The organism is Streptomyces sp. NPDC056160 (genome assembly GCF_042268205.1).
Lineage (GTDB): Bacteria > Actinomycetota > Actinomycetes > Streptomycetales > Streptomycetaceae > Streptomyces.
In genome coordinates, this window is record NZ_JBHJUW010000018.1 from 67,468 (window position 1) to 93,557 (window position 26,090).

General features: G+C 73.9%; 21 protein-coding genes, 1 tRNA gene and 1 pseudogene. 7 read left to right on the top strand and 16 right to left on the bottom strand.

The window, feature by feature from the left end; genetic code table 11:
• Positions 1–56 precede the first annotated feature (56 nt).
• Positions 57–2,420 carry an immune inhibitor A domain-containing protein gene (locus ACFC02_RS09560; protein ID WP_376354544.1) on the bottom strand — a complete coding sequence of 788 codons (2,364 nt, stop codon included), beginning with the start codon at positions 2,418–2,420 and terminating at the stop codon, positions 57–59.
• 404 nt (positions 2,421–2,824) lie between these two features.
• Between ACFC02_RS09560 and ACFC02_RS09565 the strand changes: the two are divergent.
• Positions 2,825–3,005, top strand: a pseudogene (locus ACFC02_RS09565) (hypothetical protein); the annotation flags it as partial.
• A gap of 257 nt (positions 3,006–3,262) precedes the next feature.
• On the opposite strand, the gene ACFC02_RS09570 reads toward ACFC02_RS09565, so the two are convergent.
• Together ACFC02_RS09570 and ACFC02_RS09575 are read right to left on the bottom strand one after the other, a co-directional pair.
• Positions 3,263–4,030 carry an RDD family protein gene (locus ACFC02_RS09570; protein ID WP_376354548.1) on the bottom strand — a complete coding sequence of 256 codons (768 nt, stop codon included), beginning with the start codon at positions 4,028–4,030 and terminating at the stop codon, positions 3,263–3,265.
• Positions 4,031–4,123: 93 nt separating this feature from the next.
• Complete coding sequence (locus ACFC02_RS09575; RefSeq protein ID WP_376354551.1) at positions 4,124–5,911, bottom strand: RDD family protein; 1,788 nt, start codon at positions 5,909–5,911, stop codon at positions 4,124–4,126.
• Between the two features lie 289 nt (positions 5,912–6,200).
• Between ACFC02_RS09575 and ACFC02_RS09580 the strand changes: the two genes are divergently transcribed.
• The gene (locus ACFC02_RS09580; RefSeq protein ID WP_376354553.1) at positions 6,201–6,614 is read left to right on the top strand and encodes an SsgA family sporulation/cell division regulator; all 414 of its coding nucleotides are present in this window, start codon (positions 6,201–6,203) and stop codon (positions 6,612–6,614) included.
• 10 nt (positions 6,615–6,624) lie between these two features.
• Here the strand turns inward: ACFC02_RS09580 and ACFC02_RS09585 are convergent, their stop codons facing one another.
• Entirely contained in the window at positions 6,625–8,031 is a 1,407-nt protein-coding gene (locus tag ACFC02_RS09585) for an FAD-binding oxidoreductase (RefSeq protein ID WP_376354555.1), read from the bottom strand.
• Between the two features lie 149 nt (positions 8,032–8,180).
• Between ACFC02_RS09585 and ACFC02_RS09590 the strand changes: the two genes are divergently transcribed.
• The gene (locus ACFC02_RS09590; protein ID WP_376354558.1) at positions 8,181–9,683 is read left to right on the top strand and encodes a tetratricopeptide repeat protein; all 1,503 of its coding nucleotides are present in this window, start codon (positions 8,181–8,183) and stop codon (positions 9,681–9,683) included.
• Positions 9,684–9,873: 190 nt separating this feature from the next.
• Here ACFC02_RS09590 and nthA read toward each other — a convergent pair whose 3' ends face one another.
• The 4 genes from nthA to hppD are packed head-to-tail and all read right to left on the bottom strand — an operon-like array spanning position 9,874 to position 12,198.
• Positions 9,874–10,455, bottom strand: coding sequence for a nitrile hydratase subunit alpha (nthA, locus tag ACFC02_RS09595; RefSeq protein WP_376354561.1), 582 nt, complete (start codon positions 10,453–10,455; stop codon positions 9,874–9,876).
• Positions 10,445–10,738, bottom strand: a complete 294-nt coding sequence (locus ACFC02_RS09600; RefSeq protein WP_376354564.1) for an SH3-like domain-containing protein — start codon at positions 10,736–10,738, stop codon at positions 10,445–10,447. The genes nthA and ACFC02_RS09600 overlap by 11 nt, the downstream gene beginning before the upstream one ends.
• The gene (locus ACFC02_RS09605) at positions 10,731–11,012 is read right to left on the bottom strand and encodes a hypothetical protein (protein WP_376354567.1); all 282 of its coding nucleotides are present in this window, start codon (positions 11,010–11,012) and stop codon (positions 10,731–10,733) included. Before ACFC02_RS09605 ends, ACFC02_RS09600 begins: the two co-directional genes overlap by 8 nt.
• Positions 11,013–11,049: 37 nt before the next feature.
• Positions 11,050–12,198, bottom strand: a complete 1,149-nt coding sequence (hppD, locus tag ACFC02_RS09610; RefSeq protein WP_376354570.1) for a 4-hydroxyphenylpyruvate dioxygenase — start codon at positions 12,196–12,198, stop codon at positions 11,050–11,052.
• A gap of 125 nt (positions 12,199–12,323) precedes the next feature.
• Here hppD and ACFC02_RS09615 point away from each other — a divergent pair, with 125 nt between their 5' ends.
• From ACFC02_RS09615 to ACFC02_RS09625, 3 genes are all read left to right on the top strand, one after another.
• The gene (locus ACFC02_RS09615; RefSeq protein ID WP_360972449.1) at positions 12,324–12,791 is read left to right on the top strand and encodes an Lrp/AsnC family transcriptional regulator; all 468 of its coding nucleotides are present in this window, start codon (positions 12,324–12,326) and stop codon (positions 12,789–12,791) included.
• Between the two features lie 67 nt (positions 12,792–12,858).
• The gene (locus tag ACFC02_RS09620) at positions 12,859–13,431 is read left to right on the top strand and encodes an ArsR/SmtB family transcription factor (protein WP_376354573.1); all 573 of its coding nucleotides are present in this window, start codon (positions 12,859–12,861) and stop codon (positions 13,429–13,431) included.
• A gap of 11 nt (positions 13,432–13,442) precedes the next feature.
• Positions 13,443–13,661, top strand: coding sequence for a hypothetical protein (locus ACFC02_RS09625; RefSeq protein ID WP_376354576.1), 219 nt, complete (start codon positions 13,443–13,445; stop codon positions 13,659–13,661).
• On the opposite strand, the gene ACFC02_RS09630 is transcribed toward ACFC02_RS09625, so the two are convergent.
• The 4 genes from ACFC02_RS09630 to ACFC02_RS09645 all read right to left on the bottom strand — a co-directional run bounded on the left by ACFC02_RS09630 (position 13,658) and on the right by ACFC02_RS09645 (position 19,063).
• Positions 13,658–14,452: a S16 family serine protease gene (locus ACFC02_RS09630; protein WP_376354579.1), complete on the bottom strand. Its 795-nt coding sequence runs from the start codon at positions 14,450–14,452 to the stop codon at positions 13,658–13,660. The genes ACFC02_RS09625 and ACFC02_RS09630 overlap by 4 nt on opposite strands.
• 30 nt (positions 14,453–14,482) lie before the next feature.
• The gene (locus ACFC02_RS09635; RefSeq protein WP_360972457.1) at positions 14,483–15,124 is read right to left on the bottom strand and encodes a helix-turn-helix domain-containing protein; all 642 of its coding nucleotides are present in this window, start codon (positions 15,122–15,124) and stop codon (positions 14,483–14,485) included.
• A 331-nt stretch (positions 15,125–15,455) separates the two neighbouring features.
• Positions 15,456–17,234, bottom strand: coding sequence for a DEAD/DEAH box helicase (locus tag ACFC02_RS09640; protein WP_376354612.1), 1,779 nt, complete (start codon positions 17,232–17,234; stop codon positions 15,456–15,458).
• Between the two features lie 323 nt (positions 17,235–17,557).
• Positions 17,558–19,063 carry an MFS transporter gene (locus ACFC02_RS09645; RefSeq protein ID WP_376354582.1) on the bottom strand — a complete coding sequence of 502 codons (1,506 nt, stop codon included), beginning with the start codon at positions 19,061–19,063 and terminating at the stop codon, positions 17,558–17,560.
• Between the two features lie 246 nt (positions 19,064–19,309).
• Here ACFC02_RS09645 and ACFC02_RS09650 point away from each other — a divergent pair.
• A tRNA-Cys gene (locus ACFC02_RS09650) sits at positions 19,310–19,381 on the top strand.
• Positions 19,382–19,414: 33 nt separating this feature from the next.
• Here the strand turns inward: ACFC02_RS09650 and ACFC02_RS09655 are convergent.
• The 4 genes from ACFC02_RS09655 to ACFC02_RS09670 form a co-directional block, all read right to left on the bottom strand.
• The gene (locus tag ACFC02_RS09655) at positions 19,415–20,341 is read right to left on the bottom strand and encodes an SUKH-4 family immunity protein (RefSeq protein ID WP_376354584.1); all 927 of its coding nucleotides are present in this window, start codon (positions 20,339–20,341) and stop codon (positions 19,415–19,417) included.
• Between the two features lie 177 nt (positions 20,342–20,518).
• Complete coding sequence (locus ACFC02_RS09660) at positions 20,519–22,828, bottom strand: xanthine dehydrogenase family protein molybdopterin-binding subunit (protein WP_376354587.1); 2,310 nt, start codon at positions 22,826–22,828, stop codon at positions 20,519–20,521.
• Entirely contained in the window at positions 22,825–24,918 is a 2,094-nt protein-coding gene (locus ACFC02_RS09665; protein ID WP_376354590.1) for a 2Fe-2S iron-sulfur cluster-binding protein, read from the bottom strand. The genes ACFC02_RS09660 and ACFC02_RS09665 overlap by 4 nt, the downstream gene beginning before the upstream one ends.
• A complete protein-coding gene (locus ACFC02_RS09670) occupies positions 24,915–25,808 on the bottom strand; it encodes an FAD binding domain-containing protein (protein ID WP_376354593.1) in 894 nt (297 codons plus the stop codon). Before ACFC02_RS09670 ends, ACFC02_RS09665 begins: the two co-directional genes overlap by 4 nt.
• Positions 25,809–26,090 lie beyond the last annotated feature (282 nt).

Below are 26,090 nucleotides of genomic sequence, written 5' to 3' on the forward strand. Positions count from 1 at the left end.
GCGGCAACCCGCCAGGGGGTTGCCGCCGATACGCGTTTGACCTGCGTTTTTTACCTCTACTTCACCGCACGGCCGACTTCGAGCTCGATCGTGGAGCCGTCGTGGGCCTCCTTGGTGATCTCGATCCGGGTGTTGGTGTCAGTGATCTTGACACCGCCGGCCGGGTTCGCCGGGTCGTAGTACGTGCTGGTGTGGTCGTTGAAGACCGGCACGCCCTTCGACGACTTGATCCGGGTGGTGACGTCCGCCTTGTGCAGGGTGATGCCGTCGGTGCGGTAGCGGCTGAACGGCGAGTCGTAGGCCTGGACGCGGTTGCGCATCAGGGTGCCGTCGGACCACTTCAGCGCGGTCGGGTGCGAGTCGATCGGGAGGATCAGACCGGTGCCCGGGTGGACGCTGGTGTTGTTGTCCGCCTGGGAGGTGTCGTACTTCCAGATCAGCAGGCCGTTCTGGTACGGGTAGTGCTCCACCCAGTCGGGGCGCTTGGCCGAACCGAAGTTGTACGGGCCGGTCTTCAGCGTGGTGTCGTACGAGGCGTACTGGCGGTTCTCCGCGATGTAGTACTGCTCGTAGTCCTTGGTGAAGGACGCGCCGATGCGGGAGAAGCCGTTCGCCGTCCAGGCCGGGTCCGCGCTCTCGGCGTTGTCCGAGAAGAGCGCCGAGCCGTCGGCGGTCACCGTGATCTCGTCGGCCGCGAAGCCCTTGAGCGCCGCGCCGCCGTCCGTCTGGTAGCGGAAGCGGAGCTGGATCTTCTGGCCCGCGTAGGCGTCCAGCGGGTACGACAGCTTCTTGTAGGCGTCCACGGAACCGGTCAGGGCCGGCTTGTCGCTGCCGTCACGCGGGATGGCCTGGCCGTCCGCGGTGCCGTCCAGGGCGGTCCAGTTGGCGCCGCCGTCGGTGGAGACCTCGGTGTAGAGGAAGTCGTAGTTGGCCTCGATGTCGTACCAGCCGTCGAGCGAGAGCGTGGCCGACTTCTTGCCGGTGAGGTCGACGGACCGGGTCAGGGTGTTCTTCAGGTCGTCGCCGCTGCCGCTCCACCACTGGGTGGCGCCCTGGGCCGGGGCGACCACGGTGGTGGTGACCGCCTTGTCGGGCAGGGTGACCACGACGGCCTGCCGGTACTTGGTGTTGTACTCGGACAGACCCAGCTTGTGCCAGGACTTCACACCGGCCTTGGCGGTGTCGAAGTTCAGCCAGCCCAGGCGCATCTTGTCCCAGGCGTTCATGTCGCCGGGCAGGTCGCCGATGGCGTCCTCGCCGCGGCCGAGCCAGGAACCGGAGGACATCAGCGTCCAGAACCCGGTGGAGTTCTCGCCGCCCGCGGTGTCGTACTCGTCGGGCAGGCCGAGGTCGTGGCCGTACTCGTGGGCGAAGACGCCGAGTCCGCCGTTCTCCGGCTGGATGGTGTAGTCGCCGACCCAGACGCCGGTGTCGCCGATCTGCGTGCCGCCGAGCTTGTTGTCCGAGGGGCCGGTGGAGCCGGCGTCGGTGCCGAAGGCGTACCAGCGGTGCGCCCAGATCGCGTCGGTGCCCTGGACGCCGCCGCCCGCGGACTCGTCCTCGCCGGCGTGCACGATCTGGAAGTGGTCGATGTAGCCGTCGGGCTCGTTGAAGTTGCCGTCGCCGTCGTAGTCGTAGCGGTCCCACTGGTCGTACTGGGCCAGGTCCGCCTTGATCGCGGCGTCGGACTTGCCGGCGGCCTTCTGCTGGGCGACCCAGGCGTTGACGCCGTCGCTGACGACGTTCCACACGCTGGAGCAGTTGGTGGAGCCGCAGTAGTTGGAGCCGTAACGGGCCTCGTTGTAGGGGACCTTGACCCAGTCCGCGACCTCGCCGTCGACCGAGTAGCGGCCCGAGGACTGCTTCTCGTAGTACTTCTTGACCGACTCGGTGTTCTTGCCGGTGCCGAAGTACAGGTCCTGGAAGTGCTTCTGGTCGTAGTCCTTCTGCCAGGCCGTCGAGTTGTCCTTCTTGCGGTCCGGCGCGGCTATCTGGTTGTGCAGCGGCCCGGGGGTGCCGCCGAACTTCGGGTCCGTCTTGTCGCCGAACTCGACCAGGATGGTGAAGATCTTGTCGGTCTTCTCGCGGCCCAGCTCGACGTACTTGGTGTCGCCCTTCTTGCCCTTGAGGCCGACGACCTTGGAGCCGTTGCGGTCCTGGACCTTGGCCTTGCCGGAGATGACCCGGCTCAGGGCCTCCTGGCGCTGGGCGTCCTGGGTCTTGCTCAGCGGGCCGTCGAGGTTGTGCTCGTGCTGCCCGGGCGACTGCGGGTCGTGCCGGTCCACGGCGGCCGAGCCGGCGGTGGTGGAGCCGGCCGTGGTGGCGGCCTCGGCGACGGCGAACGTCGAGAACGTGGCGGTGGCCGCCGCGAGCGCGACACCGATCGCGGCCGCTCTGAACGTCCAGGGTCTACTGGTCACTTGCTGTCCTCCCCTGACGCGCCCGTACGCGCGGAAGGGGGGTCTCTGAGGCACGAGAAAGTCCGCGCGCGATCAACGCGTGTTAGTCAAGTGACGACATTTGACTAGAGGTTTACGAGAAAAGACAGACCTTGACTTGGACAGTTCAAGTGCACTATGCGGAGCCGACGTTCGCTTTGCGGACGGACCCGGCAGTGGGCACGCCGTGTCCATGACGCGGGCACGCCGTGGCCGTGACTCCGTGCGCCCCCCGTGCACCGGCACCGTGGGTTAGGTCACGCTTACCGGCCGTTCCTCACGGGCATCCAGGGGATTACAGTCGATTGGCGGAACGCCCGGAAGCCGGCGGAAAGCCAGGCCGGCCCGCTGTCGCACCCCCGAAATCTTCCGAGGACACGATTGCCATGCCTCGTCCGACCGCCGCACAGCTCGCCTACGGTTCCTGCACCGTGATCTGCTCGACGCTCGCCATGCTGCTGCTGTCGCAGACGAGTTCGGGCCTCGGGATCGCGGTCATCGCCCTCGCGGCACTCGCGCTGGGGCTCCTGGTCGCCATGACGGTACCGCTGCCGAAGGCGCGCGCGGCTTCCGGTACGACGACCGGGGCGGCGGCCGGGGATTCCGGGGCGCCGGTCGTGGCCTCCGGGGCGGCGGTCAGGACTTCCGCGGCGGCGCGGACCGGTGGGCCGGCGCGGGCCGCCGGGCACGCCCGGGTCGCGGCGCGCCGCCGGGAGACCGTCTCCGCCGGTGTGGAGCCGGGGCAGGGCCCGGCCGCGGCCTCCTGACACGGCGTCGGCTCACCTGACCGACCCGGCTGACGCGGCTCACCCGGCTCGCGCGGCTCAACGGCCCGTACTGACCACCACCGTCTTGGCCGCCTTGTCGTGCAGGCCCTGCTTGTAGGGCCGGTCGAAGTAGCTCCAGCCGCCGCAGACCGCGAGCCAGAAGCAGGCGCAGCAGAACCAGAACGGGATCCAGAGCACCGCGGCGCGTGCCAGCGCGGTGGCCGTGGACGGCGTCGATCCGTCGCTCAGCTCCGCCACGCGCATACCCAGCCACTTCTTGCCCAGCGTCTGCCCCGTCCTGGCGATCATGAAGGTGTCGTAGGCGATGTAGAGGACGACGCCGACGACCGACTGCGCGATGGACGTGCCGACCTGGACCTGATCGGCGTTCATCGTGGACTCGTTGACGCGCAGCGCCCAGGTGATCACCCAGACGACGATGCCCACGAGGATCAGATCGATGATCCGGGCGAGGGTGCGCCTGCCGCTCTCCGCGAGCGGGGGCATCCCGGCGAGCGGTTCGTCGGGGGTCGGGCCGCCGCCGTACGGGCCCCCGCCGTAGGGACCGCCGCCTCCGTACGGGCCGCCGCCGTAGGGGCCGCCCCCGGACGGACCACCGCCGTACGGGCCGCCGCCCTCGTGGGGGCCTCCCCCGCCGTACGGATCGCCGCCGCCGCTGTACGGGTTGCCGCCGCCGTACGGGTTGCCGGGGTGCGGGTGGGCTCCGCCGCCCTGCGCGCCGCCGTCCGGTGGCGGTGGCCGGCCGCCGGGCGGGGGTCCGGAGCCGGCGGGCGGTTCGGAGCCGGGGGGCGGTTCGCTGCTCATGCGCCGAGTCGATCCCGAACCCGGCGGGGCCGCATCCGGCGAGCAGCCGTACGGATGACGGCGGGCGCCCGCCGGGATGACGGCCGGCGGCGGTCACCCCGCCACGAAGGTGTGCGCCGCCTTGTCGTGCCAGCACTGGTGCCAGGGCCGGTCGAACACGCACCACAGGACGCCGACGACGCCGACGCCCAGGAGTCCCGGCACGCTGTAGACCAGCCAGCGGCGCAGGGCCGGAGCGAACGACGGGGGCTCGTGCCCCTCGATGTCCCGCACCTGCAGACCGCACAGCTTCTTGCCCAGGGTGCGGCCCCACTTGGCGGTGGGCAGCACTTCGTACAGGACGCCGACGAGCAGCAGGACGGCGAGGACGACGCCGAGGTACGCCGCCGTCGTGCCGTCCAGCAGCCAGACCGTGACCGTACGGCCGGAGAGCTTGGCCGCGTCGATCTTCTCGTCGACGTGGTCGGCCGCCTTGGTGCCCAGCGGTACGGCGGCCACGGCCGTGACGCCCGCGAGGACCACGGTGTCGACGAGGCGGGCCGCCAGCCGCTTGCCCAGGCCGGCGGGGCGGGCCTCCGCCTGTCTCCGGGCCGCGGCCTGGAAGAGGTCCTCGACCGGCGGCTTCCAGGGCACGACGGGCTGCTCGTCGGGCGCCGGGACCGGGCCCGCGCCCGCACCGGCTCCCGCGAGCTGGTGCACCTGCTGGGCCCAGGAGGACTGGCCGCCGCCGGGGCCGCTGGTCACGGGCGCGGGCAGGGATCCGGGCATCCCGGCGACGGGCCGGGGCGCGGCGGACTGCTGCGGCAGCGGGGCGGGGCCGGAAGCAGGACCGGGAGCAGGCGAGGGGGCCGCGGCCGCGGGATGCGTCGGGGGCCCGGCCACCGGCTGCCCCGGGGTACCGCCGCCCTGGGCGGGCCCCTGGTTCCGCGCCTGCCCCGGGAACTGGCCCTGCACGGGGCCGGGTGCCTGCGGCTGGGGGTACGGCTGGGCCTGGGCGTGCCCCTGCGCGTGCGCCGGGCCCTGGGCCTGGCCCGGCCCCTGTCCCTGGGCCTGTGCCTGGTCCTGGCCCTGGCCCTGGCCCTGGCCTTGCGCTTGTCCCTGCCCCTGGGCCTGCCCCGGGCCCTGACCCGGCGTTCGCGGCTGGGGCGCTGACGCGCGGGCCTCGGCTGCCTTCCCGGCGCCGAAGCCTGGCCCGCCGGCCGCGCCCTGGGGTGAGCCCTGGGCCGGTACCGCCCCGCCGGAGCGCGGTACGGGCCGGAAGGTCATGGTGCCGTCGTCCACGGGGCCGCCCGGCCCCGGGATGCCGGGCGCGGCCGGGGCGCCTGCCGTCCCCGCGCCGCCGTCGGCCGCCGTCGGCCGCCGGAACACGAACGTACTGCCGGACTCGGCACCGCCCTGGCCCGCTGCCCGGCCCCGGCCCTCCCCCTCGTTGCGGGCGGCCTGCCCCGTGCCGGCCGCAGGGCCGGCGGGGGCGTCCGCGTGCGGATGCGGCGGGGAGTCCGGGCGGGCGAGCCGCGGGTCGGGCCCCGCCGGGGCGCCCCAGGAGCCCGGGCGGTCCTGGCCGCCGCCGGGACCGGAGGGCCGGCCGGCCTCGGCGGGCCATGCCTGCGGTCGGTGCGGCCCGCCGGCCGGGGCGGGCCCGTCCTGCGGGTCCTCGTCGAAGAAGTGCGGGCCCGTCTCCTCGACCTCCGGGGCCGCGGGCCGGGCGGGCCGCACGCCGGGCGGCGGGCTGAGCGGCTCGCCGTCGGCCGGTGCCGGCCGGCTGGTGCCCGGCACCCAGGAGGCACCGTTCCAGTACCGGACGTATCCGGGGATGGACGGGTCCGGGTAGTACCCCTCGCGGGGCCTGTCGTCGCCTGGTGCCGGGGTTGGGGCGCTCATGTCCGTCGTCCCGTATCTGCTCGGGGGCCGTCTTGGGGGCCTCCACATCTATCAGACCGGCGCACCCCGCACCGCCCGTCCCGCCGGACCCACTCCTTTCCGGGCAACCTCGTGCAGATGCTTCACATCCGCCGCCTCCCCGCGCGCGGGTCGCGGGCGGTGCAGCGGCCGGGCGGGGAAAACTCCGCGGACCCGCGTAATGCCCGGCGTCCGCCCGCCTCTTCACCGGTGCGGGGCCGCTCCGGTACCCGTACGCGTCACGCGTCACGAGTGGAGAGGACGAAGAGCCATGCGGCACACCGTGGTGGAGCGCGAGCTGGAGCTGAGGCTGATCCTGTCGCCCGAGCGGGGGATCCCCGTACCGGCGCGGCTGGCCTACCTCACCGACGACCCGTACGCCGCGCACATCGACTTCCACGTCGGCTCCGGGGAGCCGGTGCACTGGGCGTTCGCGCGGGACCTGCTCGTGGAGGGGGTGTTCCGCCCGTGCGGTCACGGCGACGTGCGGGTGTGGCCGTCGGAGGCGGAGGGGCGAAGCGTCGTGCTGATGGCGCTCGGCTCGCCGTCCGGCACGGCCCTGCTGGAGGCGCCGTCCGCGCAGCTGTCGTCGTGGCTGGAGCGCACCTTGCGGGTGGTGGTGCCGGGCACCGAGGGCGAGCGGCTCGGCATCGACGCCGGGCTGGCCGGGCTGCTCGCCCGGTGAGGGCACGGGTTCAGAACAGCTTGCCGGGGTTGAGGATGCCCAGTGGGTCGAAGACCTGTTTGACGGCCCGCTGCATCTCGACGCCGACCGGACCGATCTCGCGGGCCAGCCACTCCTTCTTGAGGACGCCCACCCCGTGCTCGCCGGTGATCGTGCCGCCGAGCCGCAGGCCCAGGGCCATGATCTCGTCGAAGGACTCGCGGGCACGCCGGGACTCGTCGGCGTCCCGGGCGTCGAAGCAGACGGTCGGGTGGGTGTTGCCGTCGCCCGCGTGCGCGCAGACGCCGATGGTGAGCTGGTACTTCCCGGCGATCTGTTCGATGCCGTCGAGCATCTCGGCGAGTCGGGAGCGGGGGACGCACACGTCGTCGATCATCGTCGTGCCGGTGACCGCCTCCAGCGCGGTCAGCGCCAGCCGCCTGGCCTGGAGCAGCAGCTCGGACTCGGCGGGGTCGTCGGCCGGGACGACCTGGGTGGCGCCGGCGGCCTCGCACAGCGCGCCGACTGCGGCGAGGTCGGCACGCGGGTCCGGCGTGTCGAACGCGGCGAGCAGCAGGGCCTCGGTGGTCTCCGGCAGGCCCATGTGGGCGAGGTCGTTGACGGCCTTCACCGTCGTACGGTCCATGAGTTCCAGGAGCGAGGGCACGTGACCGCCCTCCATGATGCGGCAGACCGCGTCGCAGGCGGCGGTCGCGGAGGCGAACTCGGCGGCGAGCACGAGCTGCTGCGGTGGCTGCGGCTTGAGGGCGAGGACGGCGCGTACGACGATGCCGAGGGAGCCCTCGGAGCCGACGAAGAGACGGGTGAGGTCGTATCCGGCGACGCCCTTGGCGGTGCGCCGCCCGGTGGACATGAGGCGGCCGTCGGCGAGGACGACGTCGAGGCCGAGGACGTACTCGGCGGTGACGCCGTACTTCACGCAGCACAGGCCGCCGGAGGCGGTGCCGATGTTGCCGCCGATGGTGCACATCTCCCAGCTGGAGGGGTCCGGCGGGTAGTACAGGCCGTGCTCGTTCACCGCGCGGGAGAGCGCGGCGTTGACGACGCCCGGCTCGACGATCGCGATGCGGTCGACGGGGTTGATCTCCAGGATCCGGTCCATCTTCGTCAGGGAGAGGACGATGCAGCCCTCGGAGGCGTTGGCCGCGCCGGACAGGCCGGTGCGGGCGCCCTGGGGGACGACCGGGACGCGCAGCTCGGTGGCGATCCGCATGACGTGCTGGACCTGTTCCACGGTGCGCGGCAGGACTACGACGGCCGGGGCGGCGGACGGGCAGAAGCTCGCCATGTCGTTGGCGTAGGAGGCCGTGACGTCGGGATCGGTGAGGACCGCTTCGGCCGGCAGGCCCGCGAGGAGCCGGTCGGTGAGGTTGGCCTCGGCTGCGTCGGGTGCGGCTTGGATACGGCTCATGATCACAGCGTCGCACCAGCGGCCACCGGTGTGAAGCCCGTGGGCGGCATCCCTGCGCCTGCCGGGTGGGGATCGGTCCGCCCGCCGGGTGGCCCTCGGTGCCGGCGCCGGGTCGCGGCCGGTCCGTGTGGGCGCGGCGGCGCACAGTGTGCGCCATGGACAACCCTCTGCGCTCCCCGGTCGCGTCCTCGCCGCCCGAGCCGGCGTGCGGGCGGCGGCGCCGGTCGCGGCGGCCGCGGCGGCTGGTGCGGGTGCTGGTCGCGCTGGTGGTGCTGGGCGGTGCGCTCGGCGCGGTCTGGCTGGCGCTGCCGGGCCAGCGGCGGCCGGCGCGGCCCACCGCGCCTGGGGTGCCCGGGGCACCGGGGAAGGAGGTCGCTCTGCGCGCGCTGACGGCCGGGGTGCCCGCCGCGCTGTCCGGCCTGAGCGAGCTGATCGCCGACCGGCAGCGGCGGGTGCGGGCGGCCCCGCGGGACGCGCGGGCGTGGGCGGAGCTGGGTTCGGCGTACGTCGAGCGGGGGCGGCGGACTGCGGACCCGGCGGACTTCCCCGCCGCCGACCGGGCGCTGCGTACCTCGCTGCGGCTGGGCCCCGAGCGGAACGCGGACGCGTCGACCGCCCTGGCGGCGCTGGCCGTCGCACGGCGGGACTTCCCCGCCGCGCGCACCTGGGCCGAGGCCGCGGTGAAGGCGGCTCCGCGGCGGGGGACGGCGTACGCGCTGCTGATCGAGGCCTGTACGGGGCTCGGTGACCACAAGGCCGTGGGGCGCACCCTGGACAGACTGCTGAAACTGGACCACTCCCCCGCCGCGCGGGCCCGGGCCGCGGCCGTCTACCGGGACCGCGGCTGGCGCGAGGACGCCGAGGCACAGGTCGCCGACGCCGTGGCGTCCGCGACCGCGCCCGCCGAGCGGGCCGCGTACCTGGAGCAGGCCGGGCAGTACGCCTGGGAGCGCGGCGCCCTGGACGACGCGCTGCGCTGTTTCGGGGCGGCGCTGCGCCTGGACCCCGCGCTGCGCGACGCCGAGGCCGGGCGGGCGCGCACGCTGGCCTCCCTGGGCCGGACCGAGGAGGCCGTGCGGGCCTACGGCCGGGCGCTCGGCCCCCGCCCCCGCCCCGAACACCTGCTGGAACTCGGCGAGCTGTACGAGTCGCTGGGGCGGGAGGAGCAGGCCGAGGACGCGTACGAGCGGGTGCGGGAGCGGGCCGGGCAGGACGCGGCGGCCGGGGTCGACGACGAGCTGGTCCTGGGCCGGCTGGAGGCGGACCACGGCGACGCGGAGTCGGCGGTGGGGCGGCTGCGCGCCGAGTGGCGACTGCGGCCCGCGACCGAGGTGGCCGACGCGCTGGGCTGGGCGCTGCACCGCGACGGGTACGACGAGGAGGCGCTGGAGTTCGTGACGGCGGCGACGGACCCGACGAAGGGCGGCGGGGTGCGCAACGCGCTGTACGAGTTCCACCGCGGGATCGTCGAGGGGGGCCTCGGGATGTCCGGGGCCGCGCGGCGCCATCTGGAGCAGGCGCTGCGCACCGCCCCGTCGTTCTCGCCGCTGTGGGCCCCGGACGCCGCCGAGGCGCTGGACGAGCTGGGCGAGCCGGTGCCCGCCGACGCGCCCGCGGGGGTGGACGTGGCGGCGGAGTTCACCGCGCCGTCGTTCTGATGAGGGCGTGGCGTTTCACCGCGCCGCCCTCCCGTCGAGGGCGTGCTGCCGCAGAGTGCTGCCGTCCCGACGAGGGCGTGGCGTTTCAGAGCGCCGCCCTCCCGTCGAGGGCGTGCTGCCGCAGAGTGCTGCCGTCCCGACGAGGGCGTGGCGTTTCAGAGCGCCGCCGTTCCGACGAGGGCGTGGCGTTTCAGAGCGCCGCCGTCCCGATGAGGGCGTTGCGGGTGACCAGGGCCGCCAGTTCCTCCTCGCTGAGCCCGTCGGTGTTCTCCGGCCGCCGGGGCAGCACCATGTAGCGGGTCTCCGCGCTGGAGTCCCACACGGTGATGTCCGTGCCGTCCGGCAGCTGCGTGCCGAACTCGGCCAGTACGGCCCGGGGTTCGCGCACCACGCGGGAGCGGTAGGCCTCCGACTTGTACCAGCTGGGGGACGGCCCGAGCAGCCGCAGCGGGTAGCAGGAGCAGAGCGTGCAGACGACGACGTTGTGGGTGTCCGCGGTGTTCTCCACGACCCGCAGGCGCTGGTACGAGCCTTCCATGTAGCCGAGTTCGCGCACGGCGGCCGTCCCGTCGGCCAGCAACCTCGCCTTGTACGCGGGGTCCGTCCACGCGCGGGCCACCACGCGGGCGCCGTTCGCGGGGGACGCGCCGGTGAGGGAGGCGTCGATGATCTCGTCGAGGCGCGCACCGGAGAGCACGCCCTTCTCCTCCAGCAGGGTCTCCAGACGCCGTACCCGCCGGGCGATCGCCGCGTCGGAGTGGTCACCGCTCATCGTGCTGCTCGTCCAGACGGCTCAGGTAGCTCTCCCACAGGTCCAGGACGACGTGGTGGTCGCCCTCGCCCCACAGGTCGCGGGCCGCGAACCGGACGGCGTAGACCTGCTCGACGGGCGCGTCGGCGCGGCCCTGCGCGCTGATGTCGGCGAGCGGGGCGCGTCCTTCCGGTTCGACGACGACGCCCTGTTTGCCGCGGGCGTAGCGCGGCAGGCGGGTGTGGTGCGGCGGGTCGTGCGGGAAGGTGCGGACCCGGGTGCCGGGGGCGAAGCGGTCAGGCATCGAGTTCTCCCGGGCTCAGCACACCCTTGCGTTCCAGCAGGGTGCGGATGGCCTCGAACCAGCGCTCGTAGTACGAGGTCGTCAGGTACTCGGTGGGCGGCATCGACTCGATGGCGTCCCGGAACTCGTTGGTGTTGAACAGCCCTTCCGCGCGCAGGGCGTTGAGGAGGCCGACGACCCGCGTCTCCCAGTCCGCGTGGAAGGGCGCGGGGTCGTCGGTGGTGTCGACCGCGCCGAAGCCGAGCGTGCCGCCCACGTCGTTGATCCTGGCCATGGGCGGCAGCCTACGGCTTCCTGGCGGACTCGGCGGCTCAGAGGTTGCCGCGGCGCTCCTGCTCGCGCTCGATCGCCTCGAACAGGGCCTTGAAGTTGCCCTTGCCGAAGCCCATGGAGCCGTGCCGCTCGATGATCTCGAAGAACACCGTCGGTCGGTCCTGGACCGGCTTGGTGAAGATCTGCAGCAGGTAGCCGTCCTCGTCGCGGTCGGCGAGGATCTTCAGCTCGCGCAGGGTGTCGATGGGCACGCGGGTGTCGCCGACCCACTCGCCGAGGGTGTCGTAGTACGAGTCGGGGGTGTCCAGGAACCGGACGCCGGCGGCGCGCATCTGGCGGACCGTGTGCACGATGTCGTTGGTGTTCAGCGCGATGTGCTGGACACCGGCGCCGCCGTAGAACTCCAGGTACTCGTCGATCTGTGACTTCTTCTTCGCGATCGCGGGCTCGTTGATCGGGAACTTGACCTTGAGGGTGCCGTCGGCCACGACCTTCGACATCAGGGCGCTGTACTCGGTCGCGATGTCGTCGCCCACGAACTCCTTCATGTTCGTGAAGCCCATGACCTTGTTGTAGAACTCCACCCACTCGTTCATCCGGCCGAGTTCGACGTTGCCGACGCAGTGGTCGACCGCTTGGAACGAGCGCTGGGCGGGCGGCTCGACGATGGGCTCGGCGGCCGTGAAGCCCGGCAGGTACGGGCCGTCGTAGCCGGTGCGCTCGACCAGGGTGTGGCGGGTCTCGCCGTAGGTGGCGATCGCGGCGAGGACGACCGTGCCGTGCTCGTCCTTCAGCTCGTAGGGCTCGGCGACGGAGCGGGCGCCGTGCTCGACGGCGTAGGCGTAGGCGGCGCGCGCGTCCGGGACCTCGATGGCGAGGTCGACGACGCCGTCGCCGTGGTCGGCCACGTGCTGGGCGAGGAAGTGGCCCCAGGCGGTGGCCGGCTTGATCACCGAGGTGAACACGAACCGGGCGGAGCCGCTCTCCAGGACGTAGCTCGCGGTCTCGCGGCTGCCGTTCTCCGGTCCGGAGTAGGCGACCAGCTGCATGCCGAAGGCGGTGGAGTAGTAGTGCGCCGCCTGCTTGGCGTTGCCCACGGCGAAGACGACCGCGTCCATTCCCTTGACCGGGAAGGGATCGGCCTGCCGTGCGGTCTCGTCGGGAGTGTGCTGTGTGGTCTGCGTCATGGCGGAAGCGTCACCCGGCTCCGCAAGGTGCGCAATAGTTCGCGCGTTCACTGGGCAAGGTGTCCGGTGGAAGCCCGGCACCGGCAGGCTTTCTGTACAGGATGACCACCCGGGAGGCGGGGCCCATGGCGATCGATCATCTGGACGGCCGCATCATCGTGCTGCTGGCGCGCGAGCCGCGCATCGGCGTGCTGGAGATGTCCCGGCGGCTGGGGGTGGCGCGCGGGACGGTGCAGGCCCGCCTGGACCGGCTCCGCTCGGGCGGGGTCATCCGCGGCTTCGGCCCGGAGGTGGACCCGGCGGCGCTCGGCTATCCGGTCACGGCGTTCGCGACGCTGCAGATCCGGCAGGGGCAGGGCGCGGGCGTCCGCGCCCACCTGGCGACCGTGCCGGAGGTGCTGGAGCTGCACACCACCACCGGCACCGGGGACATGCTGTGCCGACTGGTGGCCCGCTCCAACGCCGACCTCCAGCGCGTGATCGACCGGGTGGTCGGCATCGAGGGCATCGTCCGCGCGTCCACCGCGATCGTGATGGAGAACCCGGTGCCGATGCGGATCATCCCGCTGGTGGAGCAGGCGGCGGAGGAGTGAGAGCGAGCGAGGAGGAGTTACAAAGAACACGTTGCAAAGACATCTTTGCATGGCTACGGTGGTCAGCATGCCGGAAGAGAAGACAACGCGGGTGCTCGATGCCCGCTCACTTCGCGGGCTCGCCCACCCGCTGCGCATGCGCCTCCTGGTCGCCCTGCGGCACGGCGGCCCCGCCACCGCGTCCCAACTCGCCGGGAAACTGGGCGAGTCGAGCGGGGCGACCAGCTACCACCTGCGCCAGCTCGCCGCGCACGGTTTCGTCGAGGACGCCCCCGAGCACGGCAAGGGCAGGGAGCGCTGGTGGCGAGCCCTCAGCACGTCGGTCCAGCTGGACGACACCCTGGTCAGAGACGCGGACCCCGTGGTGCGGGGCGCCGCCGCCGTCTTCCGTCACGAGGTGGCCGCCGTGCACACCCAGGAACTCGACACCTGGGTCGGCAACTCCAACGACTGGGCGGCCGAGTGGGGAGGCGCGAGCGACATGAGCGACTTCACCCTTCGGCTCACGCCGGACCTGGCCCGGGAACTCGTCCAGCGCATGCACGAGCTGATCAGGGGCTACGGCCCCGCGCCCGAAGGGGCCACCGACGCGGAGACCGTACGCGTGCACACCCACCTCTTCCCCACGCACACGGCCTGAGAGGCAGCCCGATGCATCCCGAGACCCACCTCGTCCTGCACCACGCCCGCGCCGCCGAACTCCACGCCGAGGCCGCGGCCGACCACCTGGCCGACGACGTGCGCCAACGGCGGCGACAACCGCGCGGCCTGCGGGGCCGGCTCGGCTGGACCCTCGTGGAGGTCGGCCTGCGCCTGGCCACCGCCGCCCCCGCCGCGGGGGCCGTGAACGCGGGGACCGCGACCGCCTAACAGCTCGGTACGGCGGAGTCCTTGCCCTCCCGCAGGGCGGTCAGGGCACCGATCGCGCCCTTCAGGGTGGTCACCGGGACCAGCCTCAGGCCCTTGGGGAGTTCCGCCCCGGCGTCCTTGCACTCGTCCTTGGGGACGAGGAAGATCGTGGCGCCGTCCCGCCGCGCGGCCTGCGTCTTGAGGGCGACACCGCCCACCGCGCCCACCGTCCCGTCGGGACTGATCGTGCCCGTGCCCGCGATCGTACGGCCGCCCGTCAGGTCCGCGCCGCCGTCGGCGCCGTGCAGCTTGTCGATGATGCCGAGGGAGAGCAGCAGGCCCGCGCTGGGGCCGCCCACGTTGGCGAGGTCGAGCTTCACGTCGATCTTTTGGCCGGACTTGCCGAGGTACTTCAGGGCGGCCTGGGTCGCCGCGTCCTGCGACTCCTTCATCTGCGCCGCGTTGTGCTGCTCGATCTGCCGGACGGTGTCACCGCTCGGGTAGACGGCGTCGCGCGGCATGACCGCGCGGTCCGTGGCGAACCAGCCGTCGATCACGTCACCCAGCGAGATGTGCGTGTCCGGCCCGGTCGCCTCGATGGTCACCATCCGCAGTTGCCCGGAGGTGTTCCGCACGGGCGCGCCGGAGATCGCGATCACCTGGTTGCCCTTGAAGGTGCCGAGCACGTTCGCCGTCGACCCCGGCTGCGCCACCGAGAACGGCAGCGGCGCGAAGGCCGCCGTGGCGATCAGGGCCACGACGGGCAGCGCGCAGACGGTGAGGGCCTGGGGGCGTGTGAGGCGAGAGAGCACGGCTTCAATCTACGCGACGGGGCGGCACGGTCACCTGAGTGCCTCGGCCACCTCGCGGGCGGCGTCCACCACCCTCGGGCCCACCCGCTCGGGCACGGCGTCCGCGAGCATCACCACGCCGACGCTGCCCTCGACGCCGCTCACGCCGAGCAGCGGCGCCGCGGCTCCGCAGGCGCCCGCCTCCAGTTCGCCGTGGGTGAGGGTGTAGCCGGGTTCGGCGGCCGGCTGGCGGCGGGCCGTGAGGATCGCCTTGCCCGCGGCGCCCCGGTCCAGGGAGTGGCGAAAGCCGGCCCGGTAGGCCACGTGGTAGTCGGTCCAGGTCGGTTCCACGACGGCGACCGCCAGCGCCTCCGCCCCGTCGACCAGCGTCAGGTGCGCGGTCGCGCCTATGTCCTCGGCCAGGGAGCGCAGCGCGGGCAGCGCCGCCTCGCGCACCAGCGGGTGCACCTGCCGGCCCAGACGCAGCACCCCGAGTCCGACCCGGGCGCGTCCGCCCAGGTCACGGCGGACCAGCGCGTGCTGTTCGAGGGTGGCGAGGAGCCGGTAGACGACGGTCCGGTTCACGCCCAGCCTCTGGGACAGCTCCGTGACGGTCAGTCCGTGGTCCGTGTCGGCCAGCAGTTTGAGGACCCTCAGTCCCCGGTCGAGCGTCTGGGATGTCTCCGCGGTCACGACGCCCACTCCTTCAGTGGTGAGGTCGGCGGCGCTCCTCGCGGCGGGTGCGTCACCGAGTCCCGTCAGTGACGCGCGACAGAGGCCGCCGATCGGCCGGCGGTCCGGGGGCGGTCCGGACTCAGTCGCTTCACGGCTGCGCTCCGCGGCGGCTCTGCCACGGGGCGTGTGCGTAGCGGGACAGTAGCGAAGCCGGTTCGCTGAGCGGAAGGCTCCGTCCAGAATCCGGGCAGTGCCCGATGGGAACTGTTCGCGTACGTCCCGATACGTACCGCACATCTCTGCACAAGGTCCTCACACGCCCCAGGCGCCCCCCGGGGCCGTACTCGCCTCAGCGCATCCGGGTGGCCCACTCCTGCACCTTGGCGATGCGCTGGCGCAGCTGGCCGGCCGTCGCCTCCGCGCTCGGCGGCCCGCCGCACACCCGGCGCAGCTCGGTGTGGATCACGCCGTGCGGCTTGCCGCTCTGGTGGACGTAGGCGCCGACCATCGTGTTGAGCTGCTTGCGCAGCTCCATCAGCTCCTTGTGGGTGACCACCGGCCGCCGCTCGGCGGGCAGTTCGAGCAGGTCGGCCTCGTCGTCCGGCTTCTTGCGGCTGTGCGCGATCTGCCGGGCCTGCCGCTTCTGGAGCAGCAGCTGCACCTGCTCGGGTTCGAGCAGGCCCGGGATGCCGAGGTAGTCCTGCTCCTCCTCGCTGCCCGGGTGGGCCTGCATGCCGAACTCGGCGCCGTCGTAGAGGACCCGGTCGAAGACGGCGTCGGACTCCAGTGCCTCGAAGGGCAGCATGTCCTGCTCGCCGGTGTCCTCGTCCTGCTCCTTGTTCGCCTCGTCCATCTCCTTCTCGGACTCGGCGTAGGGGTCCTCCTCGCCCTCCTTCTTCGGCTTGTCGAGGGCGTGGTCGCGCTCGACCTCCATCTCGTTGGCGAAGGTCAGCAGGTCGGGCACGGTCGGCAGGAAGACGGAGGCGGTCTCGCCGCGCCGCCTCGACCGTACGAAACGGCCGACGGCCTGGGCGAAGAACAGCGGGGTGGAGATCGTCGTCGCGTACACGCCGACCGCGAGGCGGGGGACGTCGACGCCCTCGGACACCATGCGGACGGCGACCATCCACCGGTCGTCGCCGTCACTGAACTCGTCGATCTTCTTCGAGGCGCCGGCGTCGTCGGACAGGACGACGGTCGCACCGCTGCCGGTGATCTCACGGATCAGCTTGGCGTAGGCGCGCGCGGATTCCTGGTCGGAGGCGATGACCAGGGCGCCGGCGTCCGGGATGGCCTTGCGGACCTCGGTGAGCCGCTGGTCGGCGGCGCGCAGCACGGCCGGCATCCACTCGCCGCGGGCGTCCAGCGCGGTGCGCCAGGCCTGGCTGACCGCGTCCTTGGTCATCGGCTCGCCGAGCCGCGCCTCTATCTCGTCGCCGGCCTTGGTTCGCCAGCGCATGTTGCCGCTGTAGGAGAGGAAGATGACCGGGCGGACGACGCCGTCGGAGAGGGCGGAGCCGTAGCCGTAGGTGTAGTCGGCGGCCGAGCGCCGGATGCCGTCGTTGCCCTCCTCGTACGTGACGAACGGGATGGGGTTGGTGTCCGACCGGAACGGCGTACCGGTCAGCGCGAGCCGCCGGGTCGCGGGCTCGAACGCCTCCAGGCACGCCTCGCCCCACGACTTCGAGTCGCCGGCGTGGTGGATCTCGTCGAGGATGACGAGGGTCTTGCGCTGCTCGACGCGGTTGCGGTGCAGCATGGGGCGCACCCCGACGCCCGCGTACGTCACGGCCACGCCGTGGTACTCCCGGCCGAGCGGGCCCGCGCTGTACTCGGGGTCCAGCTTGATGCCTATGCGGGCGGCGGCCTCGGCCCACTGCTTCTTCAGGTGCTCGGTCGGCGCGACCACGGTCACCTGCTGGACGACGTGGTGGTGCAGCAGCCAGGAGGCGAGGGTCAGCGCGAAGGTGGTCTTCCCGGCGCCGGGGGTGGCGACCGCGAGGAAGTCGCGCGGCTGCTCCTGGAGGTACTTCTCCATGGCGCCCTGCTGCCAGGCACGCAGCTTGCTGGCGGTTCCCCAGGGGGCTCGGCCGGGGAAGGCGGGCGAGAGGTGGTGGGAGGCTGACACGGGGGTGTGCCCGGTGGGCCCTCCGTTGAGGGCGGTGGCGGGCGACGGGCGGGCGGTAGTCACGGTCTCCGGGTTCGTGGTGCGGGTCGGTCTCGGCTACGTATGACAACCGGGCCACCCTACCGGTGTCCTCACCCCTCCCCGGAGCCGACGACACCCCGCCGGGCACGGGTGCGACGCGGGTCACAGACGACGGGCCGGCCGCGCCGGTGCCTCCTGCCACAGCCGGCCGTGTCCGGGCGGCAGGACGTCAGGCGGCCACGCCACCGCCCGTCAGCGATCGTCCGTTTCACCGTTCGCCCGTGACTCACCTGTCGCCCGGCTCACTTGTCGCCCGCCTCACCGGTCGACAGCCGGCCGGTGATCCACACGCCTGCCAGGGCCACCCCCGCCATCGGCAGGAAGACCGCCGCGAACGCGGCCGGACGGGCCCCGGAACCGGCCGCCGCGGCCGTCGCCGTCGCGTGGGCCACCGTGCCGCCGCCCAGGGCGGCGAAGGCGGCGCCGCCCGCGGCGAGCAGGAGGACGTTGGAGAGGGCGTCGGACATCTGGAGGGCCGCGGAGTTGGCCCCGGCCTCCTCGGGCGCGGACAGGCGCAGCAGGAGCACGCTGGTGGAGGAGATGACCAGGCCCATGCCGAAGCAGCCGAAGCCCCAGGCGACGGCGACCGTCCACACCGGGACGGAGTGGACCAGCACGCTGGGCGCGGTGGCGATGGCCGCCGCGACGAGCACCATCCCGAGCGTCATCAGCCGCTCCCGGTACGGCGTCACGCCCGGCCGGGACTGCACCCACGAGCCCAGGGCCCAGGTGCCGCCGCCCGCGGCCAGCGAGAACCCGGCCAGGGTCGGGGAGAGCCCGCGCTGGGTGACGAGCATCAGCGGTACGAAGGACTCGGCGGCGATGAAGGACCCGGCGGCGACGCCGCGCAGCAGCACCACGGACGGCAGCCCGCGCGCCGCCCGGTAGGTGCCGCGCGGCAGCAGTCCGCGCACGGCGGGCACCAGCAGCGCGGCGCCCGCGGCGGCGGGCAGCAGCGACATCCACCGCAGGTCCTGGGCCGCGTACTGGAGGAGTCCCGCACCGAGCGAGATGGCGAGGGCGAGGCGGATGCGCCGCCGGGCGGGGTACGGCGCGGCGTCCTGCTCGCCGCCCTCCCCCACCGGGCCGGCCGCCCGCCGCCGTATCTGCGGCAGGGCCATCGCCAGCGGGAAGACCACCAGCACGGGGATGCCGATGAACACCCAGCGCCAGCCCAGGTGCTCGGTGACCGCGCCCGCGGCGAGCGGGCCGACGATCGAGGGGACCACCCAGGCCGCCGCGAACGCCGCCATGATCGCCGGGCGCAGCCGCTCCGGGTAGGCCCGCCCGACGACGACGTACAGGGCGACGATCACCAGGCCGCCACCGAGCCCCTGGACGGCGCGGCCCAGGATGAACACCCACATCGTGGTCGCCGTCCCGGCCAGCAGCAGGCCGGCCGCGAACGCCCCGATCCCCGCGGTGAGCGCGCCCAGCGGGCCGCGCCGGTCCGCCCACTGCCCGGCGAGCACCATGCCGAACAGGCTGGTCGTGAAGTACCCCGAGAACGCGAACGCGTACAGCGACACCCCGTGCAGTTCGCGCGCGGCGACCGGCATCGCCGTGCCGACGGCGGTCGCCTCGAAGGCGATCAGCAGCACGACGGAGACGATCCCGATGCTGAGTGCGCGGTAGGCGCGGCCCAGCACCGAGTCGGCCGCCTCGGCCGCGACCTCCTGCGAGGGGGACGTCGTACATGTCTCAGGGAAGCCTGCGACGTCGGTGTCGCGTGGTTCGAGGGCGGTCATGGTCGCCAGGGTAAGGTCCGCAGACGGCTTTGACCCCTGTCGGGAGTCGGTCCCGGACCGGGACCTTGGTCGTACGACCGGAGGCATCCGGTCCTCCTTTCCCCTGCCCTTCAGGGACACCCCCTGCCTTTGTGAACGGCGTGTGGCAGTCCCGTTGCGGCGCTCGCCGTCTCCTTGAGTCACCCCCCGCGCCCGTCCTACGGTCGATGAACCGAGTCCGGGACGAGCACTCAGCGTTCCGAACGCGGCCGTGTGCCCGAGTGGTTCAGGGAGTCGCCTGCAAAGCGACTTACGCGGGTTCGATTCCCGCCACGGCCTCCGGTCGAGGAGGGACGGCGGGCGGTGTGTGCTTCAGAGCGCGCCGCCCGCTTCGTCATGGGAACCGGTCCGCTTCTCACGGTGCAGCAGCCACAGGGTGAAGGCGAGGGTGGAGACGTCCGTGCTGAGCGGGTGGAGGGTGGCCTCGTGCTCGCTCCATCTCCACACCGTGCCCGTGCTGCCGTCGGCCACCAGGCTGTTGTCGGCGACGAGGTGGCCGAGGCGTATCAACCGGTCCGCCGCCACCGGGAGTCCGGTGGGCGCACGGTGCGGGCGGTCCTCGTCGGCGTGATGTTCGGCGAGGGTGGGCAGGGGGACGTCGGTGTCCAGCTGGAAGACGGTCCCGTCCTCGGGCAGGCCCGTCTCGCGCAGGAAGCGGCGGGTGGGCTCGTGGGTGAGCGTGGCGGGGAAGTCGACGTCCTCGAAGCGGGCGACGCGGCCGGGCCCGAACTCCCGCTCCAGGAGGCGGGCGGGCAGATCGAGGGTGAGGCCCGAGCGCGTGCGCGGACCGCCGATCAGGGACAGCGGGCGGATGAGGGTGGTGGCCCTCCAGAACGGCGGCACCTCGCCGACCGCGCCCGCCTCGAACACCGCGAGGAGCCGACGGGACGCCTCGGCCACCGCCTCCGGGCCGTACCGGCCGGCGCAGGAGGCGAACTCGCCGCGCAGGCCCACCAGTTCCTCCGTGGCCGCGGCGAAGCGGCCCAGCGCCTCCAGGGGCGGCGCGAGCGGGCGGGCGTCCATGAGGTCGGGGCGGTCGTGGAGGAAGTCACCGGTGGAGCCGGAGCCGGCGGCCATGCGCAAGCCGTCGCGGCGCAGCGCGCCGAACGTCAGCAGGGTGCGGCCGGCCGGCAGTCCGGGGCCGGTGAGTCCGCGGTGCGTGGGCGCGTGGGTGCCGTACGGGCCGGGGCCTGTCCCGGGCCGGGTCATCACCGCGGTGGTGGTACCTGTCGTGCTCATCTGTCCCCCGTGTCCCCCGTGCTGAACGGTCCCCTGGCGCGGGCGGGGCCCGGTCCGGGGCGGGGCGCGGCCGGGCCCGTCCGCAGCGGGCGGGCGCCGTCGTCCCCACTGCCCAGCACATTACGCCGCCCCACTGACAACGCCCCCGGCCTGCGCGAACGCCGGAGGAACAGGGGGTCACCGGCCGGTGACGACCGCGGCCTGCGGGCGGATCGGCAGCCGGTTGACCGGACGGCCGGTGGCGGCTCGCACCGCCGAGGCGATGGCCGCGGGGGAGGTGACCACCGGGACCGCGCTGACGGCCTTGGCCCCGAAGGGGGCCACGACGTCGCGCTCCTCGACGAGTTTCACGATCCGGATGTCCGGCGCGTCCAGGGCCGTCGGCAGGGCGTAGCCCGTCAGGTCGGGGTGGCGGACCAGGCCGCGTGGGGCGCGCAGGTTCTCCGTGAGGGCGATACCCACGCCCTGCGTGACGCCCGCCTCGATGCGCGCGGCCAGTTGCGCTGGGTTGAGGATCCGGCCGACGTCCTGGGCCACCGCCAGCTCCACGACCCGTACCGAGCCCAGTTCGATGTCCACGTCCACCACCGCGCGGATCGCGCAGAAGGCGAGGCCGACGAAGGCGTCGCCCTGGCCGGACTCGTCCAGCGGCTCCGTGGGGTGCGGGCGGCACTGCGCCGTGGCCCACAGCTCCTTGCCCTCCATGGCCTCGGTGACCGTGGTCGACAGGACACCGTCGTATGAGGTGATCTTGCCGTCGGTGATCTGGAGCAGTTCGGTGGACATGCCGAACTTGTGGGCCAAGGGCTGCAGGAGCTGGGTGCGGACCATCTTCGCCGCCCGCTCCACGGCACCGCCGGAGACCCATGTGTGCCTGCCCCGGCAGCCCGCGCCGGCCGGGGGCTGGTCGGTGTCGACGGGGGCCACGTGCACCTCGTCGACGCCCAGCGTCTCCTGGACGATCTGCCGGGCGAGCGTGGTGAAGCCCTGGCCGGTCTCGACTGCCGCGCAGAGCACGGTCGCCACTCCGTCATGGACCTTCACGGTGGCCGTGGAGACCTCGTCGGCGCCTTCCGCGCCGAGCATGTGCACCATGCCCAGGCCGTAGCCCACGCCCCGGCGCACCGCGCCCGGTTCCCCCGCGCCCTCGGGGCCGCCGGGCAGCAACCACTCGTCCTCGGGGGCGTCCTTGGGCAGCGGCGGCAGCGGGTGGTCCCGCACGGTCTGGAGCAGTTCCGCGACCGGGGCCGGGCAGGTCACCGTCTGGCCGGTGGGCAGCACGTCGCCGGTCGCGAGCACGTTGCGCAGGCGCAGTTCGGCCGGGTCGACGCCGAGTTTCCTGGCCAGTTTGTCCATCTGCGCCTCGTAGGCGGCGCACACCTGGAGGGCGCCCTCGCCGCGCACGTGGCCGGAGGGCGGGTTGTTGGTGCGCACCGCCCAGCCCTCGATGAACGCGTGCGGGACCACGTAGGGGCCGCAGGCGAAGGACACAGCGGCGGCCAGCGCCTCGGCGGAGGTGTCGGCGTAGGCACCGGCGTCCAGCAGGATCTGCGCCTCGACCTTCACCAGCCGGCCCTCGGCGTCGGCGTGGTGACGGTAGCGCAGGAGGGTGGGGTGGCGGTGGACGTGGCCCAGGAAGGACTCCTCGCGGGTCGCCGTCAGCTTCACCGGGCAGCCGGTGCGCAGCGCCAGCAGGCCGAGCGGGAGCTGGAAGCCCTGGTCCTCGCGGTCGGCCGTCGCGCCGGGCACGCCGGTGACGACGATCTTCACGCGCTCGGGTGCCAGGCCGTAGCAGGCGGCGAGCGTGTCGCGGTCGGCGTGCGGGTCGGTGGAGGCCACGTACAGCTCGACGCCGCCGTCGGGCCGGGGCACGGCGAGACCGGCCTCCGCGCCGATGGGCGCCGGGTCCTGGCGGCCGATGCGGTACAGGCCCTCGACGACGACCTCGCCGGCCGCCTCCGGGTCGCCGTGGCGCAGCGGGATGTGCCGGATCAGGTTGCCGTCGGGGTGCAGGGGTTCGGCCTCGAAGGCGTGTTCCGGGTCGGTCACCGGGTCGAGCACCTCGTACTCGACGATGACGGCCGCGGCGGCCATCCGCGCGGTGTCCGGGTGGTCGGCGGCGACGGCGGCGATGGGCTCGCCGTGGTGGCGTACGACGTCGGAGGCGAACACCGGCCGGTCGGCCACGCCCCTGCCGTACAGGGGGCTGCCGGGCACGTCCTCGTGGGTGACGACGGCGCGGACGCCGGGCATCTCGCGCGCGTGGGAGGTGTCGATGGACACGATGCGCGCGTGCGGGTGCGGTGAGCGCAGCACGGCCGCCCACAGCAGGCCCTCGGCCCACAGGTCGGCGGCGTACGGGAAGGTGCCCTCCGTCTTCGCGCGGGCGTCGGCGGGCGGCAGCGAGGAGCCGATACCGTGCGGCAGCGGCTCCGGCGACGCGGGCGCGGTGTCCGTGGCGGCAGCGGTGGCGGCTTCGTCGCTCACGCCTGGCCTCCGTCCTGACCGTAGGGGTCGTGCGGGTGGTGCGGTGATTCGCCGGGGGCGTGCGGGCCGGGCGTGTCGAAGGCGGACGGGTGGATGCCGCCCGCTCCGGGGCCCGCCTGGTGCGGGATGCGGGGCTCGCCGGCGTCCGTCTCGGCGTATCCGGCGCCGGTGTGCTCGGGCCCGGTGTGCTCGGGCTCCGCGTGCTCCGCGGCGGCCGACGCCTCGCGCTCGGCGACGACCTCCTCGACGGCCCGCAGGACGCCCCGGTAGCCGGAGCAGCGGCACAGGTTGCCGCACAGGGCCTGCCGGGTCTCCCGCTCGGTCGGCGCCGGGTTGCCCTCCAGCAGGTCGTGCACGGTCATCGCCATGCCCGGCACGCAGAAGCCGCACTGCACCGCGCCGCAGCGCGCGAGCGCCCGCTGCACGTCCGAGGGCTGCCCGTCGGCGGCCAGGCCCTCGACCGTGCGGACCTCGCTGCCGGCCGAGGTGACGGCGGGCACCAGGCAAGAGGCGACGAGGCGGCCGTCCACCTGCACGTTGCAGGCGCCGCACTCGCCCTGCGAGCAGCCGTCCTTGGCGCCCGCCAGGCCGAGCCGCTCGCGCAGCACGTACAGCAGCGACTCGCCGATCCAGGCGTCCGTGACGGGCCGGTCGACGCCGTTGACGCGCAACACGTAGGAGGCGAGCGGGTGTTCGTCCTGCGGCGGCGCGGGGGGCAGGCCCTGCGGGTCCGGTTCGGCTGTCGTCTCCCGCGGGGCCGGCGCCTCCTGCGCAACGGCGTCCGCGTCCGGACCGTGGTCCGGGCCGGGTTCGGCGTCGGTCTCGGGAGCGGTCTCGTGGTCGGTCTCGGGGGCGGTCCGGGGGGCGTCGGCAGCGGCGTCCGGCTCGGCGTCGGTCTCCGGGGCCGTGACGGGCTCCTGGGCGGCCCCGGGCTCGACGTCGGTGTCCTCGGCCGGCTCGGGGTCCGCGGGCGGCCCCACGGAGCCTTCGGGGGCCTCCACGGGCCCTTCGTCGTCGTCCGCCGCCGGTGCGTCGGTGGACGGCTCCTGCGTGGTCTCCCCGGGGTGCTGTCCGGCGGAAGGGGCGGGCACGGGCGCGGGCACCCCGGTGGGGGCGGTCGCGGTCCCCGGCGCGTCCGGGGCCCGGTCCGCAACGGGCCCGGACGGCGCCTCCGAGGCGGGGTGCGCCTCGGCTGCCGGTGCCTCCTGGGGGGCGGCGGGGGGCGCCTGCGGTGCCGGGTGTTCCGGGTGTTCGGGAAGGTGTCCGGGGACCGGGTCCACGGGCACCGGGTGTTCGAGGGCCGGGCGTTCGGGGGCCGGGTGCTCAGGGGCCGGGCGTTCGGGGGCACGCTCCGGTGCGGGCAGTCCGGCGCCGTACGAGTGCCCCGACGGGTCGCTCCCGTACGCGCCCGGGGCCGGCTCCTGCGCGGTCCGGCCCCACGGCTGCCCCGCGGTCTCGGTGGCCCACGGGGCGGGGGCGCCGCCGGGAAGGGTGGCCGGAGGGGTGCCGCCCCACTGCTCGATCAGGGCCGACGTGGTGAACTCGCCGGATTCGTCCGGGATGTCACCACCGGCCACGGGAATGGACCACTGCCCGGTCACGTCGTGTCCGGGCGCCGCCCCACCGGCCCGCGCCTCCTCGGGGTGCCCGTGCTGTCCCTGGTCGCCCTGGTGCCCGTGCGGCTCCAGGCGCCCCTGGACCTCCTGGAAGTTCCACTGCTGGGTCGCCTCGGGCCGGTAGGCGAACGCCTCGCCCGCGCCCGTGTCGCCGTGGCCGTGGCCCCCGTCCGGCCGCGGCACCGCGTTCGGGTCGGGCCAGCCGGTGCCCTGGGCGGGCGCGGCGGGTACGGCCCAGGTGCCGGTCGCCGCCGGGTCGGTGGCCTCGGCCGGGGCGGACGTGACCGTTATCTGCGGCGGCACGTACCCGTGGCCCGGCGCGGCGAGCGGGCTGTCGGCGGCCAGGAGCGCGTCGATGCCGCCCTCGGGGAGCTTGACGAAGGCGGTGGCGCCGTCGTCGTAGTCGCCCTGCGGCAGCGGGTCCCAGCGGCCGCCGCCGGGGGGCGTGCCCTGTCCGTGCTGGTCGTCGGTCACGACAGCGCCCTCCCCAGTGCTCGTCGGGCCAGCGCGGCGACGGTGCGCCGCAGATGCAGTACGGCGGGCGGGAGCTGCTGCACCGAACCGTCCTCGGCCACGGCCGGGTCGGGGATGCAGGCCGCGGCCACGTACTCGCCGAAGGCGTTCAGCGCCTCGGGGACGATCGCGCGGTTGTTGTCCCAGTCGATGAGCCCGGCCACCCACTGCTCGGCGTCCAGCGGCCTGAGCGGCATCGGCGCTATGGCACCGACCGCGCACCGCACGCCGCGCCGGGCCGGGTCGAGGACGAGCGCCACGGAGGCGACCGCCCGGCCGGGACCGGTGCGGCCGGTCGCCTTCAGGAAGACCTGCGGGGCGTGCAGCAGCGGTACGCGCACGTAGCCGATGAGTTCGCCGCCGCGCAGCATCTCCACGCCGGCCAGCAGGTGGGAGACCGGGACCTCCCGGCGGGCCCCGCCCGGGCCCGCGACGATCAGGGTGGCCTCCAGGGCGGCCAGCACCGGCAGCGCGTCCCCGGTGGGCGCGGCCGAGGCGATGTTGCCGCCCAGGGTGCCGGCGTTGCGGATGTGCGGCGGGCCCGCGGCGCGCGCGGCGGCGGCCAGCGCCGGGATCAGGGCGGCGAAGTCGGGACGCCCCATACGCGCGTGCGTGAGGCCCGCGCCGAGCAGCGCGTGCCCGTCCTGGTACTGCCAGCCGCGGATCTCGCTGATCCGGCCGAGGCCGACCAGCGCGGCGGGCCTGAGCTGCCCGGAGTTGACGGCGGCCATGAGGTCCGTGCCACCCGCCACGGGTACGGCGGCGGGCATGGCGGTGAGCGCCGCCACGGCCTCGTCCAGCGTCGTGGGCAGCGTGACGGCCTGCGCCGCCTGTGGTGCGTGCGTGGTCAAACCGGCTGCCCCTTCCCGCTGCCCCACTGGTCCCACCCGTGCTGCCGTACGGTACGGCCTCACAGGGCGGACGTGGCAACTCTGGCACATCTTCCCAGGGCTCGCGGACACGGGTCCGCCGGGAGGCATTCGCCCACCTCATCGGGGACATGGTCCGTTTTGACACAGGATCACCGGTGCGAGCGAATTAGCGCTGTTCGCTGACTCTTGCGGACTTTTTACGGTGCCAGTTCGAGACAGCGGGCGGCCGGCGCGCACGGGCCCCCCGGGCCGCCGCTGCCG

Coding starts and splice junctions, on each gene's coding strand:
- ACFC02_RS09570 (WP_376354548.1), bottom strand. CDS start 4,030: ATGAGCAGCGAACCGCCCCCCGGCTCCGAACCGCCCGCCGGCTCCGGA.
- ACFC02_RS09575 (WP_376354551.1), bottom strand. CDS start 5,911: ATGAGCGCCCCAACCCCGGCACCAGGCGACGACAGGCCCCGCGAGGGG.
- ACFC02_RS09580 (WP_376354553.1), top strand. CDS start 6,201: ATGCGGCACACCGTGGTGGAGCGCGAGCTGGAGCTGAGGCTGATCCTG.
- ACFC02_RS09590 (WP_376354558.1), top strand. CDS start 8,181: ATGGACAACCCTCTGCGCTCCCCGGTCGCGTCCTCGCCGCCCGAGCCG.
- nthA (WP_376354561.1), bottom strand. CDS start 10,455: ATGAGCGGTGACCACTCCGACGCGGCGATCGCCCGGCGGGTACGGCGT.
- ACFC02_RS09600 (WP_376354564.1), bottom strand. CDS start 10,738: ATGCCTGACCGCTTCGCCCCCGGCACCCGGGTCCGCACCTTCCCGCAC.
- ACFC02_RS09605 (WP_376354567.1), bottom strand. CDS start 11,012: ATGGCCAGGATCAACGACGTGGGCGGCACGCTCGGCTTCGGCGCGGTC.
- hppD (WP_376354570.1), bottom strand. CDS start 12,198: ATGACGCAGACCACACAGCACACTCCCGACGAGACCGCACGGCAGGCC.
- ACFC02_RS09615 (WP_360972449.1), top strand. CDS start 12,324: ATGGCGATCGATCATCTGGACGGCCGCATCATCGTGCTGCTGGCGCGC.
- ACFC02_RS09620 (WP_376354573.1), top strand. CDS start 12,859: ATGCCGGAAGAGAAGACAACGCGGGTGCTCGATGCCCGCTCACTTCGC.
- ACFC02_RS09625 (WP_376354576.1), top strand. CDS start 13,443: ATGCATCCCGAGACCCACCTCGTCCTGCACCACGCCCGCGCCGCCGAA.
- ACFC02_RS09645 (WP_376354582.1), bottom strand. CDS start 19,063: ATGACCGCCCTCGAACCACGCGACACCGACGTCGCAGGCTTCCCTGAG.
- ACFC02_RS09655 (WP_376354584.1), bottom strand. CDS start 20,341: ATGAGCACGACAGGTACCACCACCGCGGTGATGACCCGGCCCGGGACA.